This window comes from Rhodococcus sp. DK176, assembly GCF_038447315.2.
Taxonomy (GTDB): domain Bacteria; phylum Actinomycetota; class Actinomycetes; order Mycobacteriales; family Mycobacteriaceae; genus Rhodococcus_F; species Rhodococcus_F jostii_A.
Genome location: NZ_CP118321.2, coordinates 5,833,143 through 5,851,225 on the forward strand (window position 1 = coordinate 5,833,143; position 18,083 = coordinate 5,851,225).

16 protein-coding genes and 2 pseudogenes are annotated in these 18,083 nt (G+C 67.4%); 8 read left to right on the forward strand and 10 right to left on the reverse strand.

The features are described from left to right. Positions 1 to 2: 2 nt before the first annotated feature. The 3 genes from PSR88_RS27280 to PSR88_RS27290 form a co-directional block, all read right to left on the reverse strand. Entirely contained in the window at positions 3 to 986 is a 984-nt protein-coding gene (locus tag PSR88_RS27280) for a sigma-70 family RNA polymerase sigma factor (protein ID WP_016883663.1), read from the reverse strand. A 61-nt stretch (positions 987 to 1,047) separates the two neighbouring features. After that, on the reverse strand, positions 1,048 to 1,548 hold the full coding sequence (locus tag PSR88_RS27285; protein WP_016883662.1) for an SRPBCC family protein: 501 nt from the start codon (positions 1,546 to 1,548) through the stop codon (positions 1,048 to 1,050). Then, positions 1,545 to 1,862 carry an ArsR/SmtB family transcription factor gene (locus PSR88_RS27290; RefSeq protein ID WP_005573288.1) on the reverse strand — a complete coding sequence of 106 codons (318 nt, stop codon included), beginning with the start codon at positions 1,860 to 1,862 and terminating at the stop codon, positions 1,545 to 1,547. The genes PSR88_RS27285 and PSR88_RS27290 overlap by 4 nt, the downstream gene beginning before the upstream one ends. A 514-nt stretch (positions 1,863 to 2,376) precedes the next feature. Here PSR88_RS27290 and PSR88_RS27295 point away from each other — a divergent pair. The 3 genes and pseudogenes from PSR88_RS27295 to PSR88_RS27305 all read left to right on the forward strand — a co-directional run. Next, positions 2,377 to 2,796, forward strand: coding sequence for a recombinase family protein (locus PSR88_RS27295; protein WP_237724144.1), 420 nt, complete (start codon positions 2,377 to 2,379; stop codon positions 2,794 to 2,796). A 3-nt stretch (positions 2,797 to 2,799) separates the two neighbouring features. Then, a complete protein-coding gene (locus PSR88_RS27300; RefSeq protein ID WP_016883661.1) occupies positions 2,800 to 4,596 on the forward strand; it encodes a zinc ribbon domain-containing protein in 1,797 nt (598 codons plus the stop codon). Between the two features lie 4 nt (positions 4,597 to 4,600). After that, a pseudogene (locus PSR88_RS27305) lies at positions 4,601 to 5,822 on the forward strand (alkaline phosphatase PhoX); the annotation flags it as partial. A gap of 32 nt (positions 5,823 to 5,854) precedes the next feature. Here PSR88_RS27305 and PSR88_RS27310 read toward each other — a convergent pair. The 3 genes from PSR88_RS27310 to PSR88_RS27320 are packed head-to-tail and all read right to left on the reverse strand — an operon-like array spanning position 5,855 to position 8,765. Next, positions 5,855 to 6,310, reverse strand: coding sequence for a GtrA family protein (locus tag PSR88_RS27310; protein WP_016883658.1), 456 nt, complete (start codon positions 6,308 to 6,310; stop codon positions 5,855 to 5,857). A gap of 5 nt (positions 6,311 to 6,315) precedes the next feature. Further along, a complete protein-coding gene (locus PSR88_RS27315; protein ID WP_016883657.1) occupies positions 6,316 to 8,259 on the reverse strand; it encodes an MDR family MFS transporter in 1,944 nt (647 codons plus the stop codon). Continuing rightward, entirely contained in the window at positions 8,256 to 8,765 is a 510-nt protein-coding gene (locus PSR88_RS27320) for a MarR family winged helix-turn-helix transcriptional regulator (RefSeq protein ID WP_016883656.1), read from the reverse strand. Before PSR88_RS27320 ends, PSR88_RS27315 begins: the two co-directional genes overlap by 4 nt. Before the next feature lie 117 nt (positions 8,766 to 8,882). On the opposite strand from PSR88_RS27320, the pseudogene PSR88_RS27325 reads away from it, so the two are divergent. Together PSR88_RS27325 and PSR88_RS27330 are read left to right on the forward strand one after the other, a co-directional pair. Beyond that, positions 8,883 to 9,293 (forward strand): annotated as a pseudogene (locus tag PSR88_RS27325) (ArsR/SmtB family transcription factor). Then, complete coding sequence (locus tag PSR88_RS27330; RefSeq protein ID WP_016883655.1) at positions 9,290 to 10,294, forward strand: cation diffusion facilitator family transporter; 1,005 nt, start codon at positions 9,290 to 9,292, stop codon at positions 10,292 to 10,294. Before PSR88_RS27325 ends, PSR88_RS27330 begins: the two are co-directional and overlap by 4 nt. Positions 10,295 to 10,301: 7 nt before the next feature. Here PSR88_RS27330 and PSR88_RS27335 read toward each other — a convergent pair whose 3' ends face one another. From PSR88_RS27335 to PSR88_RS27345, 3 genes are all read right to left on the reverse strand, one after another. Further along, the gene (locus PSR88_RS27335) at positions 10,302 to 11,135 is read right to left on the reverse strand and encodes a sulfurtransferase (protein WP_011597563.1); all 834 of its coding nucleotides are present in this window, start codon (positions 11,133 to 11,135) and stop codon (positions 10,302 to 10,304) included. 180 nt (positions 11,136 to 11,315) lie between these two features. Then, on the reverse strand, positions 11,316 to 13,655 hold the full coding sequence (locus PSR88_RS27340; protein WP_011597564.1) for a glycoside hydrolase family 65 protein: 2,340 nt from the start codon (positions 13,653 to 13,655) through the stop codon (positions 11,316 to 11,318). 2 nt (positions 13,656 to 13,657) lie between these two features. After that, positions 13,658 to 14,383 (reverse strand): HAD family hydrolase, encoded by a 726-nt coding sequence (locus PSR88_RS27345; RefSeq protein WP_011597565.1) that lies wholly within the window; start codon positions 14,381 to 14,383, stop codon positions 13,658 to 13,660. A 150-nt stretch (positions 14,384 to 14,533) separates the two neighbouring features. Between PSR88_RS27345 and PSR88_RS27350 the strand changes: the two genes are divergently transcribed. From PSR88_RS27350 to PSR88_RS27360, 3 genes are all read left to right on the forward strand, one after another. Further along, on the forward strand, positions 14,534 to 15,064 hold the full coding sequence (locus PSR88_RS27350; RefSeq protein ID WP_016883650.1) for an ester cyclase: 531 nt from the start codon (positions 14,534 to 14,536) through the stop codon (positions 15,062 to 15,064). 356 nt (positions 15,065 to 15,420) lie between these two features. Next, positions 15,421 to 15,666, forward strand: coding sequence for a hypothetical protein (locus PSR88_RS27355; RefSeq protein WP_157180183.1), 246 nt, complete (start codon positions 15,421 to 15,423; stop codon positions 15,664 to 15,666). Positions 15,667 to 16,051: 385 nt separating this feature from the next. After that, positions 16,052 to 17,185 (forward strand): glycosyltransferase, encoded by a 1,134-nt coding sequence (locus PSR88_RS27360; protein WP_016883648.1) that lies wholly within the window; start codon positions 16,052 to 16,054, stop codon positions 17,183 to 17,185. An 80-nt stretch (positions 17,186 to 17,265) separates the two neighbouring features. On the opposite strand, the gene PSR88_RS27365 is transcribed toward PSR88_RS27360, so the two are convergent. Further along, positions 17,266 to 18,012, reverse strand: coding sequence for an alpha/beta fold hydrolase (locus PSR88_RS27365; protein ID WP_029539543.1), 747 nt, complete (start codon positions 18,010 to 18,012; stop codon positions 17,266 to 17,268). Positions 18,013 to 18,083: the final 71 nt, after the last annotated feature.

An 18,083-nucleotide genomic window follows, 5' to 3' on the forward strand; every position in this document is an offset into this window, starting at 1 on the left:
GGTCAGGCGGGCGGGGTCTCCGGTAGTCCGAACTTCTCGAACAGATCGACGTCGAAGAAGCAGACGACATGGGAGACCCCGTCGGCCGTCACGTCCAGGACGTGGAGTTGGAACGGCCGGTGGACGCCGTCCTCCCCGCGCATGTACAGGCCGAGGGCCGGCTGTCCGTTGGCCGCCGTGGGCACCAGCCGCATGTCTCCCGGAGCGTTGGCCGGACAGTTTCCCCTGATCAGGGTGCCGATCGAAGGGCCGCCGCGATACCAGCCGTCGAACGGGGGCATCTCCCAGACGGCGTCCTTGGTGAACAGTTCGACGATCGCGTCGATGTCATAGTTCTCGAACGCGGCGACGTACCGGTCGAGGAGGTCGCGTTCCTCGGGGGACTCCGGTTCGACGAGGGTGTCGGCCGTCGGCGTGGCCAGTTCGAGTTGCGCGCGTGCGCGCTGCAGCAGGCTGTTGACCGCCGTGGTGGTGGTACCGAGAGCCGCCGCGACCTCCGACGCCTTCCACTGCAACACGTCGCGGAGGACGAGAACCGCGCGCTGACGTGCAGGAAGATGCTGAAGGGCGGCGATGAACGCCAGCCGCACCGACTCGCGCGACGTCACGACGGTGGCGGGATCGTTCGCGTCGTCGTCGATGAGGCGGTTGGGGAGCGGCCCGAGCCACGGCACCTCGTGCCGCTCGACGAGGTCGGCGGTGGGGTCGGAGTCGGGCGCACCCAGCCCGCTCGGCAGCGGACGCTTGGATTTGCTCTGCAGGGCCGTCAGGCACGTGTTGGTGGCGATCTTGTACAGCCATGTCCGCAGCGACGCCTGCTGCTGGTAGCCGTCGTACCCCCGCCAGGCCCGGATGAAGGTTTCCTGCATCTGGTCTTCGGCGTCGTGAAGCGAGCCCATCATGCGATAACAATGGGCGAGCAACTCGCGCCGGTAAGGGTCGGCGAGTGCGAGGAAATCCCCGTCGAGCGACTGCGCAGCCGTCATGGTTGGAGCTTACTGCGGCCGTCCGACAGATGTCGGGCCCTCGCGCCCACCGACCCGACGGTCAGCCCCAGTTCACCATCGGCTGCCCCGTCTCGAGCAGAGTCTTCATTCCGCTCAGCACCTCGTTCCAGCCGCCGCCCGCGCCCTCGGACTCCCGCTTGCCCGCGACCATCTCGGCCAGGCCCGGTGCGTTGGTGAGGTCGTGTGTGACAGTCAGTTTCGCGACTCCGGGCCGGCTAGACTGCACGATCTCGTAGGTCAGGGTGGTGAAACCCTCCACGTTGTCGGCGTCCATCAGCATCCGCCACGTCTGCACCAGCTTCTTCGGCGGATCGGACTCGATCACCTCGCCGTCGACGATCACGTCGGGCACGCCCGGGTATTCCTTCATCGCATCGTCCGCGCGCGATCGGAACGCGCCGCCCGCGCGGAGGTCGTAGTCGACCAGGCCGCCGTAACCGTACTGCTGCGACCACTCGGGTTTGGTGATGGCATCCCAGATGGCCTCCGGCGTCGCCTTGATGTAGATCGCATAGATCTGGATTGCGTCGGCGGTAGTCATTTCTCTTCCTCCAGTTCGGCTTTCAGCTGAGCGAGCGCACTCGTGTGACGCTCGGTGTATTTGTCGATCCACCGGTTGTGGATCAGCTGTATCGGCACAGGATTGAGGTAGTGAAGTTTTTCCCGGCCGGAGCGGCGCGTGACGACGAGCCCCGCGTCTTCGAGCACACGCAGATGCTTCATGACCCCGAATCGTGTCATCTCGACCTGCGACTCGAGTTCGGTGAGCGTCTGACCATCCTGGGCGAACAATCGGTCGAGTATCAGGCGGCGGGTGGAATCGGCCAGCGCCTTGAAGACGTGATCGTCGTCCATGAATCGACAATAGGTGACCATTTGGTCACATGTCAACGCCCGTGAGTACTTATCAACCGCGGGGGGTGAGAAGTACTCACAGGGGAAGTTCGCATGCGGTTCGCGCGCGGGCCTCGGCGTGGCACTGCGGGCAGCGTCGACGCCCTCGTCCGTCCGGCGTTCGTGTCCGCGGCGCCGGGGCAGGCGATCGGCTACGGACCGCTCGTGCCGGACCCGAACCGAATTCTCTCCCTGCCGGTTGGCTCTCAGCTGTTACCGTAATCCCTAATACTTTCTAGTCCTTCCTGTTGCTATCGGATCATGCGGATCGGCGAGGCGGCGGCATACCCGAGCATGTCGGTGGTGGGGGGTCCGGAAGGCCGCGTCGGAAGGCCGCGTCGGAGGGCCGGTTACCGTCTCGGCGTACAGGTTCCGGTCAGCGAGTCTTCGATCGGGAGGATCTCGACGTCCACCTGGGCCGACCCACACTTGGGAGTGTGTTCCAGCCGACAGGGCGGACGCGTTGTACTGCCGGGTGTCCGGCTCGACCGGTCAGGAATCCTCGCTCGCCAATCAGGAGAAGATGCTGCGCGAGAGTGCCACCGGCACCGTGTACCGGGTCTACAGGGATCGTGGTTCAGGTCTGCGGGAGACCCGGCCGGGACTGAATCAAATGCTCGACGACGCAGCCAGGGTCACTTCGCGGTGCTGCGAGTGGTGTGGCGGGATCGGTTGGCGCGGTTTGCCGGTGGCGTGGATCGAGCGTTACCTGTCGGTGGTCGGCGTTAAGGTCGAGGCCCGGCGTGAACTTGGGGACATGTCGCTGGTAGAGGAGCTGTTGGATGACGTCATGGCAGTGCTCGCGTCGTTTTCCGGCCGCTTCACCGATTGTGGTCGAAGCGGAGTCAACGTCGGCTTCTTCGGCGATGCGCCGGCACGGTGGGAGAGGTGCTAGCTGATGGCCGATGCCGGATTCACCGCGCTGCGGCAGTTCTCGTTCACCACCCGCCCCTACCTGGCTGTCGATGACGCGACCGGTGCGCCGATCGGGCTCGACGACGTCGACGTTCGTGTCGGGTGGATGCTCGACCTGATCTCGGGCGCCGAAGCGCACCTGCTGTCGCGGCTGTGGCAACCGGCCACCTTCGATGTTCTGGCCGCCGGATGTGACAGCCACGGCCGGAAACTCCCGAGGCAAGGTCATGTCGCGGCTGCGCGGCTCGGCTGGACTCCGCACTACCCGGACGGTGTCTACGTTCCGTCGCGTGTCACGCGGGTGGTGACCGCGCAGGCGGTAGGCACTTTGCGGGCTCTGGCATACCGAGACACCGCGATCACGGCACTGTCGGCCCGGTTCGACCCGGCCACCGGCCGCATCGCCGCACCCACCACTGCTGCGGAGTACGTCCCGTCCGGATTCGCCCGGGGCGTGGTGCGGCAGCTCGCGGCGCGCGCACGCGGCGCGGCAGACGCGCGGCTGCGGATCACCGACGTGCAGGCGCCACCCAAGGTGTCGGCGATGGCTCGGCTTTCCGCGGCGGATCGGCAACTCGCCCACCTCACCGTCACCGACGCCGTCATGACGTTGACGGTGAAACTGCCCACCGCCGCCGCCCCGACAGGGCGTGCGCAGTGGCGACGGGTCCGGTTGACCGCCGCGATCCCACCGCACCTGCACCGGCGGCCGATCAGCGAGTGGCATCTCCCGACCCTCGCCCTCGATCACCGAGGTCTGCTGCTGCGGTGCGCTGCCACCGAAGCGGTCCCCGCCGCTGATCTGACCTCGGGAACGACGGCGGTGGGCGTGGACTGGTCTCCGTCCACTCTCGGTGCCGCCGCCGTCGCGACACACACCCCGGAGGGTGTGGTCTCGGACTATCGGGGTTTCACTTACGACGACCGAGGCCTCGGGATCAAACTGGCCCGCCTGCAAACCGAGGGGCAGCTGCTGCACGCCAAGGCGGCTCGCCTGACCCAACTGGCCGCGACCGCCCCATCTGAGGTCCGCGCCCAGCTGGAGGCGAAGATCGCCGTCCTCGACGCCCACCGCGAGGCGGTGGGTATCAAGCGGGGGAAGATCAACCGGGAATTGGCGTTCCACTTCGCCCGCCAGGTCACCGACTACGCCACCGACACCCAGGCGCAGCTGATTGCGGTGGAAGATCTCACCACCCTCGAGACCCGCGGGCACGGACGGGTCAACAACAACCGGGCCGCGCAGTCCGCCCGCCGCCAAGCGGTCGACGCCCTCGCGCACACCGCCGCCGAGGTCGGTATCGCGGTGGTTTCGGTGCCCGCCCGGGGATCGTCCGCGCAATGTCCGAGCTGCGACGAACCACTTGCGCGCCCCGGCGGCTACCACACCGCGTGGTGTGCATGCTGCCGGGTCGGCGGCAACCGGGACCACATCGCCGGGGTGAACCTGGCCAAACGCGCGCTCCTCGGCAGAAACAAAGCCACCCGCCGGCGTGGGCAGATGCCCGCGATCCGGGTCGCCGAACATGCGCCGGTGCGCCGGTGCCGCGACAAGAACGGTCCGACACCGCGTAGGCCGCGGCATCGCCGGGTCCGCCGCAGCCTGCCCACCGTGACACCGCGGTTGGGGATGACTCCGAATCAGCATGTTCCTGCATCACAAGCGTCGGTGTGGGACACGGTCAAACCCGCACCGCCGCACGGTGATGCGGGTAGCCGTGACACACGTCCATCTCCCACGCCCGCCACGCAAGTGGCAGATAGTATGAGATCTACGTAGACGCTTTTCGTACACCGTCGTCTCCCTGTCGGGTGAGACGCAGTTGGACGGTGGCGTACCGGTGCCGAGCGATCCCGACGCCATCGGGGTGTTCGCGCGACCCGGCGGTTCCACACTCGTCACCAATCACGAGATCGGCAGCGACGAACCGTTCGGCGTGCCCGCTCTCGAGGGATTGACGTACGACGCGGGCGCGCGGCGGCACGACCACGACCGCGGTCGGCGCCGACGGGGCACGGCAGGGCCAGTACGTCAGCGTCGCGGGCACCGTGAACAACTGCGCGGGCGGCATCACCCCGTGGGGGGCGTGGTTGACCTGCGAGGAGACGGAGGCGCGCGCGGGGGAGGACGGGTTCCTGCTCGACCACGGTTACGTCTTCGAGGTGGACCCGGCGAGTCAGGACGCGAACAGGGGCAAAAGTCCTGTGCCGCTGAAGTTCCTGGGCCGGTACGCGCACGAGGCCGTGGCGGTGGATCCGGCGTCGAGCACCATCTATCTCAAGGAGGACGCGTCCGGGCCGAACGGCCTGTACTACCGGTGGACGCCGCCGCAGGGTTTCCGGGGCGGGCCGAACGCGCTGCGCGAACTCGCGCAGTCTTCGGGCGGCGACGCCGCGGGCGCTCTCCAGGCGATGGCGTGCTTCCAGGGCGGAACGCACGTCCCCGACCTGTCGCAGGCCACCGAGCCGGGAACCGTGTACACCGTACAGTGGGTAGGTGTGCCGGACCGTGACGCGACGAGCACGCCGGTGCGTGAGCAGTTCGGGAACGACGTCGTCACCCGGAGCCGCAAGCTGGAGGGGCAGTGGTGGGGCGACGGCGGTGCCTACTTCGTCGCGAGCTACGCGCGGACCAGCGACGGCAGCGTCGCCGAGCACGACGGCCAGGTGTGGTTCTACGACCCGGCGAAGCAGACCGTCACGCTGAAGACCCTGTTCGGTGTCAATCCCGATCCCGCAGTCGACACCGGAAACTACGACGGGCCCGACAACATCACCTTCTCGCCGTACGGCGGCGTGATCCTCGCCGAGGACGGCGAAGGGATCAGCCACCTCGTGGGCGTCACGGCGGAGGGCGAGCCGTTCGCGATGGCGCGGAACGAGTTGAACGACAGCGAGTTCTGCGGCCCGGCGTTCAGCGCGGACGGGAAGATCCTGTTCGCGAACATCCAGTCGCCGGGGCTGACGTTGGCGATCACGGGTCCGTGGCACCGTCCCTTGCCGTGAGTACTTGTTAACGGCCCGCGGTTAACAAGTACTCACGGGCCGGAGGCATAAACCCACCCGCGGAGCGCGAGGAACCGCAGCCCGCCGACGACGGCGCTGACGGCGATGACGAGCGCGACCTGCGCTGGGCCGTCGGCGCCGGGGAAGAGCATGTGCAGGAGGGCGAGCGCGAGTGAGCTGACGGCCAGGCCGATCAGCGCGAGGGTTCCGCCTTCCCACTGTGCGACGAACCAGCGGACGCGGTCGACGGCCCGGAAGGTGAGCCGCCGGTGGAGTTCGCTGGCCAGCATCGAACTGGTCACCACGCCGACGAGGTTGGCGACGAACGACCCGTACATGTCGAGGGTGAAGAACGCGAGAGCGTAGAGCACATTGCTCGACGTGCCCACCAGCGTGAACCGGGTCAATTGAGCGAACACGCCGCCGGCCCGCCCACGTAGAGGGGGATACGTGGGCGGGCCGACGGCGTCGTGGAACTGAACGATCATCTCATTCAGTGGATGAGGGCGCCGTTGCCGGTGTCCGTCACGTGGCCGCCGCCGAGGACGCCGGCCACTTGCTCTTCGCTCAGTCCCAGCTCGCGCAGGCGATCCCAGACCGCGTCGAATTCGACGAGCTTGGCGTTGAGATCGTTACGCAGGCGGTTGACCTCGTCGCGGATCTTCTCCGCTTCGTCGATCGCTTCCAGCGTTCGCTCCGGCTGGGGCAGCAGCATGGACAGGAGACGGTCCCGGGCGTCGGCGCTCAACCCCGCGAAGGGCTGCCGCTGATCGGCGGGGGCCTCGTGCCTGCCGCCGCGGACCTCGGACGACTGGATCGGCGCCATGTCGGGCTCGAGTGCGTACTCCGGAACGGGGGCGTACTCGGGTTCCTGGACGGGCTCCTGCTCGCTCGACAGGTCGATGGTGCGACGCAGCGGGCGGTTGGGCAGCAGGATTACGGCGATCAGGGTGACGACGGCGACGGCGGCGGCGATCAGGAAGATCCGGCCGGTCGCGTCTCCGTATGCGGCGCGGATGACACCCTGCACGGGGGCGGGCATGGACGTCAGGTCCAGGCTTCCGCCGCCGCTGCTCGACCCGGCGGGGATGCCGAGCTTCGCGAAACCGTCGGCCGACAGGTCGGCGACGCGGGTGGCCAGCACCGAACCGAGAACCGAGACGCCGATCGCGCCACCGAAGGTCCGGAAGAAGGCAACCGAGCTGGATGCCGCACCGATGTTCTGGACGCTGACGGTGTTCTGCACCGCGAGGACCAGGTTCTGCATCAGCATGCCCATGCCGAGACCGATGATCGCGATGTATGCGCCGACGAGGGTCAGGCTGGTCTCGTGATCGATGGTGCCGAGCAATCCGAAGCCGACGATCATGAGGACGGCGCCGCCGACGACGAACGGCTTCCACTTGCCGAAGCGGGTGATGAGCTGTCCGGATCCGACGGTGCCGAGGAGCATGCCGGCGACCATCGGGATGGTGAGCACTCCGGCCATGGTGGGGGTGTAGCCACGCGAGGTCTGGAAGTACTGGCCGAGGAACGTGGTGGATCCGAACATTCCGACACCGACGGCGACGGACGCGATGATGGCGAGTCCGGTGGTCTTCTCCGTGACGATCTTGAGCGGGATGATCGGCGACTTGGCCTTGGCTTCGACGAGGATCGTCGCGGCCAGCAGGAGCACACCCGATCCGACGTACATGACCGTTTCACGGGAGAACCACTCGTAGTAGCCGGCCTTGCCGGCGAACGAGACCCAGATCAGCAGGATGGACACACCGGCGGTCAGCAGCAGGGCGCCGAGCCAGTCGATGGAGACGTCGTCCTTCTTCTCGGTCGCGAGGTGCAGGGTGCGCTGCAGCAGGAACAGTGCGATGACGGCGAGCGGCACGCACACGAAGAAACACCAGCGCCAGCCGAGGGGGCTGTCGACGATGACGCCGCCGAGGATCGGGCCACCCGACATCGACACGGCCATGACGGCACCCATGTAACCGGAGTAGCGGCCGCGCTCGCGGGGAGCGACGATGGTGCCGATGATGGCGACGACGAGAGCCGTCAGGCCACCCATACCGATGCCTTGGATGACGCGCGCGGTGAGCAGGATCGGCACGTTGTGCGCGAAGCCGGCGATCACCGAACCGATGACGAAGATGACGATCGCGCTCTGGACGAGGACCTTCTTGTTGAACAGGTCGGCGAGCTTGCCCCAGATGGGTGTCGAGGCGGCGTTGGCGAGCAGGGCGCTGGTGATGACCCAGGCGTACGCGGTCTGCGTGCCCTTCAGGTCGCCGATGATCGTGGGGAGGGCGGTGGCGACGATCGTGCTGCTCAGCAGCGCGGTGAACAGCGCGGCGAGCAGGCCCGTGAGGGCTTCGAGGATTTGGCGGTGCGTCATGGCCGTCGTTTCTTCAACCGGCGGCCGAGTCTGTGTTTCGGTCATACGCTTTGTGTTCCAATCGGGTTCGAGCTCGTAACGATCCGGTGTTCTGGATCGAAGAGTGTTTCCTTCAGGTGCCGGATGGATTCGAGGGCAATCGCTGCCTCGGTTTCGTTCCAGCCGGTCATCAACTTCTGCATTCGTGCCGCTCGCTGTGTTCTCACGTGCTTGACGTAGGCCATTCCCTCCGGCGACACGCGTATTCGGAATGCGCGTCCGTCGGCGGGATCCGAGTGGCGGGTGACGTAGCCGACGTCCACCAGATCGGTGATCTGGCGACTGAGTGAGGACTGGCTGACACACAGTTCGGTGGCGAGTTCGTTCTGCCGGCATTCCCCCCGAGCCGCGAGGACGAGGAGGACCCCCGTCAACGCGCGCGGGATGTGACCGTCGCCTTCCGACACCAGGGCGTCGCGAAGCACGCGGCCGAAGAGGAAGACCTCGTCGATGAGCGCTTCGGTGGTGCCGAGAGACACGGACGGCACGGTAGGCACTGACGAGACGGACATGGCAACCCCTGAAGGACGACTTACTTGATGCAAGCAACTATATACATCGTTAGCGCAAGCAAGTAAGTCCTTTCGGTGTCTGATGCATCACAAAACGAAGTGACCTATTATCTGCGTATGAATGCAGATAAGCGCGCTTGTCGGCGCCGAATCGACGAAGACCAGGTCGGGCTGGTGGTCGAGGTCTTCCGCATGCTCGCCGACGCCACCCGGGTGCAGGTGCTCTGGCAACTGGTGTGAGGCGAGCTGTCGGTGAACGAGCTGGCCGAACGGGTGGGGAAGCCGGCGCCGTCCGTCTCGCAACATCTCGCAAAGCTCCGGATGGCGCGGCTGGTGCGCACGCGGAGGGAGGGAACGTCCATCTACTACAGCGTCGCCAACGAGCACGTGCAGCAGTTGGTCACCGACGCCGTGTTCAATGCCGAGCACGCGGGCCCCGGCATCCCGGGACATCACCGCGCCACCGGCGGCGACCTGCAGGTCATCCACGAGGGCGCAGACCTCGCCGCGGAGGGAGGCGGCTCGTGAATCACGGACATTCCCACGGCCACGGCCACGGACATTCGGGCGGCGTCCGCGGGGCGATCCGCGAGATCTTCGCCCCGCACAGCCACGACTCCGCGGACAGCGTCGACGACGCGCTCGAGGCGAGCGAGATCGGGATCCGGGCGGTGAAGATCAGCCTGGTGGTGCTGGGAGTCACCGCCCTCGCCCAGGTGATCGTGGTGGCGCTGTCCGGGTCCGTCGCTCTCGCCGCCGACACCGTGCACAACTTCTCCGACGCGCTGACGGCGGTCCCGCTGTGGATCGCGTTCGCCCTCGGACGGCGGGCGGCCACCCGGCGATTCACCTACGGCTACGGCCGGGCCGAAGACCTCGCCGGGTTGTTCGTCGTGGTGATGATCGCGTTGTCCGCGGTCGTCGCGGGTGTGGAGGCGACCCGCCGCCTCCTCGATCCGGTGCCCATCCACCACCTCGGGTGGGTGGCCCTCGCCGGTGTCATCGGATTCGCCGGCAACGAATGGGTGGCGCTGTACCGCATCCGGGTCGGCAGGCGGATCGGCTCCGCCGCGCTCGTCGCCGACGGGTTGCACGCACGGACCGACGGATTCACCTCCCTCGCCGTGGTATTGGGCGCCGGCGGTGTCGCGGCCGGGCTTCCGCTCGCCGACCCGGTGGTGGGCCTGGTCATCACGGCCGCGATCCTGCTCGTGCTGCGGACTGCGGCGCGCGACGTGTTCCGGCGGCTGATGGACGGCGTCGACCCGGGACTGGTCGACGTCGCCGAACGGGCCCTCGCCGCCGAACCGGGGGTGGTCGGGGTGCGGAGTGTGAAGATGCGCTGGATCGGGCACCACCTGCATGCCGACGCCGAACTCGACATCGATCCCTCGACCAGCCTGCGCGACGCGCACCGCGTGGCGCACACCGCTGAACACACACTCACCCATGCGGTTCCGAAGCTGAGTACCGCCCTCATCCACGCCTATCCGGCGCACGACGCGGAGACGGTCGGTCAGACGGCGTGACTCGCAGTCATCGCCGGTCGGGGCCGGTGGCGACCGGCCGCCCGGGATCGGACGACCACTGCGACCAGGACCCCGGATACAGGGCGGCGTCGACGCCGGCGAGCGCGAGCGCCGCAACCTGGTGGGCCGCCGTCACACCCGATCCGCAGTACACGCCGACGGGACGTCCGGGCTCGGCACCGACCACGGCGAACCGCTCGCGCAGCGCCTCGGCAGGCGCGAACCGTCCGTCGGGCCCGAGATTCTCGGACGTCGGGACGCTGCGGGCACCGGGAATGTGCCCGGCGCGGGGATCAATCGGTTCGGTCGCGCCCGAATACCGCTCGGCGGCACGGGCATCGAGAAGGCAGCCGTCGGCGGCGAACTCGGCGGCCTCGTCCGCGGTCAGCGTCGGCAGGTGGCCTGCGGTGAGCACGACGTCACCGGGCAGTGGTGGGTGCTCGTCACCGGATCGGACGGGACGGCCCGCCGACATCCACGCGCCGAGACCGCCGTCGAGCATCGACACGTCCGCAACTCCGGCCCAGCGCAGCAGCCACCATGCCCGCGCGGCGGCAAGGTTCCCGGTGGCGTCGTAGACCACGACAGGGCTGCCGGCCCGGACACCCCACCGGCGCGCGGCGTCCTGGAGGTCCGCCACCGTCGGCAGCGGATGCCTGCCCAGTTCCGGGGATCCCGGGGCGGCCAGTTCGGTGTCCAGGTCGACGAACACGGCACCGGGAATGTGCGCGTCGAGATAGTGCCGCCTGCCTTCGGTGTCGCCGAGCGCCCACCGCACGTCGAGAAGGACCGGCGGAGCGTCGCCGCTCAGCGATTCCGCCAACGCGTCGATCGTCACCACAGGGCTCATCGCACCACTGTCGCACAACGCAGGTTCGGTGTGCATGACGGCGAGCTCTCGAACTTAGACTCCACTCGTTTCGTCCAGAGGGCCGCTTCGGCCCCGAAGCGTGGGAAAGTGGCGCGTCAGTACGACCCCGGACCGCAGACGCGCAGACCGACTCCTACTCCTGATCGGATGTCAGCCCCGACGGACGGGTGCGCGCCCGTACGGTTGTCGCACCGGCGCGGCAATCGGCAGTTCGGGGATCGGCCGCGTGACCGGGAAGGAGTCGAGAATGAACGGGTTGCCGTGGTGGGCGAGCTGAACCGGTTCACCGGACAGCAGGCGGTAGGTTGCGGTCTTGGCGCGGATGTCCACGTGGATCTGGCTGCCCCGCACCGTCATCCGGAACGACAGATTGACCAGCTGCGATGGGATCCGCGGTGCGAACGAGATGTTGCCGCCGTGGTCGCGCATCCCACCGAATCCCGCGACGCACGCCATCCACGTCCCGGCGAGTGAGGCGATGTGCAATCCGTTCTCCACGTTGGCGTGGAGGTCGTGGAGATCGGTCAGGGCGGCCTCGGCGAGGTAGTCGTAGGCGAGTTGAAGTTGCCCGACCTCGGCTGCCATCACGGACTGCACGCACGCCGACAGGGACGAGTCCCGAACCGTCAGGGCCTCATAATAGGCGAAATTGGCGATCTTCTGTTCGTCGGTGAAGGCGTCGCCCCGAAGATACATCGCCAGCACCAGGTCGGCCTGCTTCACCACCTGCTTGCGGTAGAGATCGAAGTACGGGTAGTGGAGCAGCAGCGGATAATGCTCGGGTGGTGTGCCTTCGAAGTCCCACTCGGCGTGGTGCGTGAAGGCGTCGGATTGCTGGTGCACGCCGAGAGCGTCGTCGAACGGAATGCGCATGTGCTCGGCGGCATCTCGCCAGAGCGCTGCTTCCTCGTCGTCCACACCGAGCTCGCGCGCCAGGCCGGGGCGTCTCTCGCAGGCGGCCGCCGCGTCGCGCAGATTCTTCTGCGCCATGAGATTGGTGAACACGTTGTTGTCGGCGACGGCGGTGTACTCGTCCGGCCCGGTGACACCGTCGATGCGGAACTCGCCCTGCGCATTGTGGTGGCCGAGCGATGTCCACAGCCGGGCGGTCTCCACGAGCAGTTCGACGCCGCATTCGGCTTCGAACTCCTCGTCCCCGGTCGCGGCCAGGTACCGGGACGTGGCCGCGGCGACATCGGCACCCACGTGGAAGGCTGCGGTTCCCGCGGGCCAGTAGCCGGAGCATTCTTCTCCGTCGATCGACCGCCACGGGAACACGGCGCCTGCCTGCCCCAGCTGTACGGCGCGGTTCTTCGCCTTGTCGAGCGTGGAGTGCCGCCAGCGCAGTGCGTCGCGGGCCGAGTCCGGCACCGTGTACGTGAGCAGGGGGAGGACGAACGTCTCGGTGTCCCAGAACGCATGACCATCGTATCCGGGCCCGGTCAGGCCCTTCGCCGGGATCGCCCGCGATTCACCGCGGGCACCGGCCTGCAGCACGTGGAACAGCGCGAACCGCACCGCCTGCTGCAGTTCCGCGTCGCCGTCGATCTCGACGTCCGCTGTCTCCCAGAAGGTGTCGAGATACTCGCGCTGGCGTTTCAGCAGGGTGTCCCAGCCGGTTTCGAGTGCTCCGGCGAGCGCCCCCTCCACCTGGCCGCGCAGGGCCGGAGTCGACCGCCGCGCCGACCAGCCGTACGCCAGATATTTCGTTACCTTCAGGCGTTCACCCTGGGGGATGTCGACGGCCACGGTGAGCCGAGCCAGATCCTCCTCGGTCTCGATGCTGCACCGCCCGTTGGCGGGGTAGTCGACCTCGTGGTCCATCCCCGCGGCCATCCGCAGTCCCGACGCACGCGTGTGGTGGGCGAGGACCGCCCTGAAGTCGTGGGCGGCAGCGAAATCGGAGACCAATGGAGTATCCAGGGCGGCAGCGACTCTCGGGTCGTCCGTGCGGGCCGGGATGTGTTCGTTGGCGAGTAGATCCGACTGCAGGACGAGTTCGATGTCACCGTCGAGCGGCTCGACCTCGTAGTGGATGGCGGCGACCGCACGCGAGGTGAACGAGACCAGACGTTCCGAATGGATGCGCACGCGGCGACCGGTCGGCGACGTCCACTCGGTGGTGCGGCGCAGGGTGCCCGATCGGAAGTCGAGGACGCGCTCGTGCGCCGGTGCACTCCCGTACCGCATGTCCATGGGCTCGTCCTCCACGAGCAGGCGGATGATGCTGCCGTCGGTCACGTTCACGATGGTCTGCCCGTCCTCGGGGTAGCCGTAGCCCGCCTCCGCGTACGGCAGGGGACGTTGCTCGTAGAACCCGTTGAGGTAGGTGCCGGGGAGACCGCGCGGTTCACCCTCCTCGAACGTGCCACGAATCCCGATGTGTCCGTTGGACAGTGCGAAGGTGGATTCGGTGGCGTGCAGCGCCTCCAGATCCAGTCCGCGCCAGCGCAGCTGCCACGGCGAGATCTCGTAGCCCTTGTCGTCCATGCTCACCTTTCCAGGAGTTCGGCCAGGTCGTTCACCACCACGTCGGCGCCGTGCTCACGTAACGCCTCGGCCTGATCGTTGCGATTCACCCCGACGACGTAGCCGAATTCGCCTGCCCGCCCCGCTTCCACTCCGGACAGGGCGTCCTCGAAAACGGCCGCCTGATCGGGGTGCACGTTGAGGGCGCGGGCGGCCGCGAGAAATGAATCCGGCGCGGGTTTCCCGCGGAGACCCTGCTCGCTGATCACCACCCCGTCGATGCGGACGTGCACGTAGCGGCTGAGATCGGCCGCGTCGAGGACGGCCTTGCCGTTCGCAGACGACGTGACGACGGCGATCTTCAGGCCGGCGTCGTACGCCGCGCTGATGTAGCGGACCGAACCAGGATAGGGGCTGACGCCCTCCTCCTCGATGACTTTCAGCAGCAGCCGGTTCTTGCTGTTCCCGACACCGTTCACGGTCTCGGCGCCGGGTGGATCATCCGGCGACCCCTCCGGCAACGTGATGTTGCGGGACGTGAGAAAGGTCCGGACCCCGTCGGCGCGGGGACGTCCGTCGACGTAGTCGTAGTAGTCCTGGTCGGTGAACGGCCGGAAGTTGGCGCCCTCGCGATGCTTCAGGAACTCGTCGAACGTGCGTTTCCACGCCTTCCGGTGCAGCACCGCCGTTGCCGTGAGCACACCATCGAGATCGAACAAGCAGGCCGAGATAGCATCAGGCAGTCCCATCACCTCCCCGACGGTACCGCCGTCGGCGGCGGTTTCGCTGAGGCGCGCGCAAATCCCGCACTCGAACGGACCCATCAGGTCGTTGACTTCCAGTCGAGGGCGGTCGAATACTGAGAGTTCCCACCGACTGTTGCGGAGTGCACCGTGAACATGGAGGAACCGGCCCCGTCGGAGCACGTGAAATCCCTCGCCGTTCGCGCGATGGAGATCATGGCGAACGGAAGCCGCGCCGATTTCGATTCCGTCGTCCACACGGACGCATTCAACCGGGAGAGCGCGACGGAACCCCCGCGGACGCGAGGGCGTGGACCCGACGCGTTCTACGCTACCGCGGTGTGGCTGCGCTCCGCGTTCGCCGAGCTGCGGTTCGACGTCGAGCATGTCGTCGTCGAGGGCGACCTCGCCGTCGCCTACACGATCATGAAGGGCAGGCACGTCGGACCATTCGTCGTCTACGACGAGCAGGGGTCGATCGACCAGGTGTTCGCGCCCACGGGACGATCGTTGGCGGTCAACCAGTCGCACTGGTTGCGCGTCGAAGACGGCCGCGTCATCGAGCACTGGGCCACCCGGGACGACCTCGGCCAGGCGGTCCAGCTGGGCTGGGTGCCGCCGACGCCGCTGTCCATGGTCCGCAATGCCTGGGCCAAACGTGCAGCGCGCAGGAACGCGGAGAGCTGAGCGGCAGTTCATGTCGGAACGGTGACGATTCCCCGTATGAACACCAAAACGTACCAAACGGACCGTATGTTTCGTTCGATCGATAGATACTCGAACGAAGGAGATGGTCCTTGAAACGCTCGGTGGTTATCGCGGCAAGTTGTGCATTCCTGACGCTGTCGGCCTGCGGGTCCGACGGCGAACCGACGCCGACATCCGAAACGTCCAGCTCGACGACCAGGGCGACATCCGCCGCCGCCACGACCCCTCCGTCGACATCGGAACTCGCACCGCCGGCTGTCGAACCCGAGTCGAATGGCAGTGGCGGTACGCAGGGGAGCGGGCAAGGAAGCGGACAGGGTGGTTCCGGCGCGGGTGTGCAGGCTCCGGTCGCCGGCCAGCAGCAGCCGCCGGCGGTGGTGCCGCCGCCGGCCGTCGTCGAGAACCCGCCGGCGGCGGAGCAGACTCCCACCGAGCAGACTCCCACCGAGCAGACTCCCACCGAGCAGCCTCCTGCGGGTGAGAATCCGGACGCGGAAAACCCGGACGCGGAAAACCCGGACGCGGAGAATCCGGACGCGGAGATTCCGGACGCCGAGAACGCCAAAGGAGACACCCCCTAGTCGAAGTAACGGTGAGTGGCAGGGCATCGCGAGCATGGCGGCGCCCCGTCCTCGGGTGCCGATGTCCAGTGGCGTCGCCATGTCTACCGAGATTGCGTGTGGGCCCTCTGGGATGCCGGCGCGTGAATTCGCCACCAGGGTCATGGGTGCCGATCCCGGGCTGCAACTGCGCGCATTGGCTGTACCGCCGCTGTTGACGGCCGATAGTCCGGGGATCATCGTTGTAGACATGATGGTCGGGTCCGCCCGCGACGTTGGATCTGTATGGGGACGGGACCACAGGCTCGACGAGATCACCCTGGAAACAAGTTGCAGTCCGGGCCGTCGTCTGCCTCGAACCGTGGGCACACCCATCAGGCGCGACCCCGAGCCCCTGGAGGCACCCATGGCACGCATCCTGTTCGTCACCTGGGACGGCGGCGGCAACGTGCCACCCGCTCTCGGCATCGCGACGGAGGCACGCAACCGCGGTCACCAGGTTCGATTTCTCGGGCACGCCCAGCAACGCCGGCGGATCGAAAGACACGGTTTCCGGTTCACGCCCTACGCCCACGCGCGACCCTGGCAGTCGACCACAAATCATCCCGGTATCACTGGGTTGTACCAATCGCTCGCCGTCTTCACCGACGCCGGGCCTGGAATCGATCTACTCGACACCGTCGCGCGCGAGCCGATAGACGTGGTCGTGGTCGACTGCCTGCTGTATGGGGCCCTGCAGGCCGCCGCCGACGCGCAACTGACGCGTGTGACGTTGGTGCACACCTACTACGAGTTCATGTATCAAGGCGTGACACGTGGGGTGACGCCCGTGATGGCCCGTCTGAAAGGTCAGCGGCCACTGAGGCTGTGGACGTCATCGGACCTGGCGCTGGTGACGACCGACAAGGACCTCGATCCGGCCTCCCATCGAAGCCTGCCCGCCTCAGTCCACTACACCGGGGTGGTGCGACATCCGATGCCGTCCCCGTTGACACCGGTGTCCGAACGCGATCCGCTGATCCTGGTCAGCCTCAGCAGCCTCAACTTCGACGGGCAACAGCGGGCCTTGCAGAACATCCTCGAGGCTGTCGGTGGACTGCCTGCCCATACCGTTGTCACCACCGGACCGTCCGTCGACCCGACAGGCTTCACGGCGGGTCCGAACACCGAAGTGCACGGTTACGTTCCACACGAACAGATCCTGCCGACCGCCACCCTCGTTATCGGACACGGCGGACACGACACCACTATGCGCGCCCTCGCGCACGACCTGCCCTTGGTCATTCTGCCGATCCACCCGGCGCTCGACCAGAAGATGATCGGCCGCAGTCTGGAGCAGCGCGGCGTCGCCCGTTGCCTCCGCAAGACGGCAGCGCCCGAGCGCATCCGGTCGGCGGTTGGCGAGCTGCTCGTGGCCGGACCACACAGGACGACCGCAGCAACTCTGGGAGCCCGGATCCGGGCCCATGACGGTGCCGTTCATGCCGCGGACCTCATCGATCAACTGCCGATCCGAGAACGACGGAGGGGAGTGCGATGACGGGAGGGCGTTGAGCAAGGCATGTATCTGCATCTCCGCCCCGTGCGGCCCTACTCTGAAATCCCTCGGCGTGCGGGGGATCAGTCGGAAAGGCTGCCGACGCGATCGGCGAGCAACTCACTGTAGGTGCGATTGGTGCCCGGGGCGAGCCGCGCCCAGTAACTGGTGTGGTCGCCCCGGAACAGGTAACCGTTCACGTCGTCGATGGCCTCGGAGTATTGCTGCCACACCGTCCACGGTCGCCACCAGTTCAGGATCACCGCCTGCCACCTGCGGGTGCGGAGCCGGTCGAGGAGGTCCGCCACCCACGCCGCCGGGTCGGCGAGTGAGAAGGCCGCCGACTGGTCTGCGAACGTGCGCAGCGGCGAGTTGCCCGGACAGCAGCAGATGACGTCCAGCGGATCGGCGATCTGCCACACGGGCATCCCTGTGATCGGGCGTTGCCCGGCGATGCCCCACCCGGGCAGGTCCGGAGACGCCGGCCGCAGGGGATCGGCGATCAGTCCGACCCCACGCACGTCCAGGGCGGGGTGCTGGCCCCGTCCCACCTCCGCCGCCACGTTGCCGGCGAGCGCGGCGCCTCCCGAATAGCCGAGCAGAACAACGGGATTCGGGTCCTCCGCGATCATCCGCAACAGGAGTGTGCGTCCCTCGGACAGTGCCTTGTCGAACGCTGAACCACCCGGATCGGGCACCGGTCCGTAGCTCGCCTCCCACGGAACCTGCTTGACGACGAACCGTGCGGGATCCAGCAGTTGTGTGGTGTTGGTGAGCATGTTGACGCCCCGATCCTCACCGATGCCGCGACAGCACAGAACGGTGATCATGCAACCTCCCATGTGAGTGCCGATGCGCACCCGAGCACACTGTGCCACTCACGTGCGGGGGTGTCCCCCGA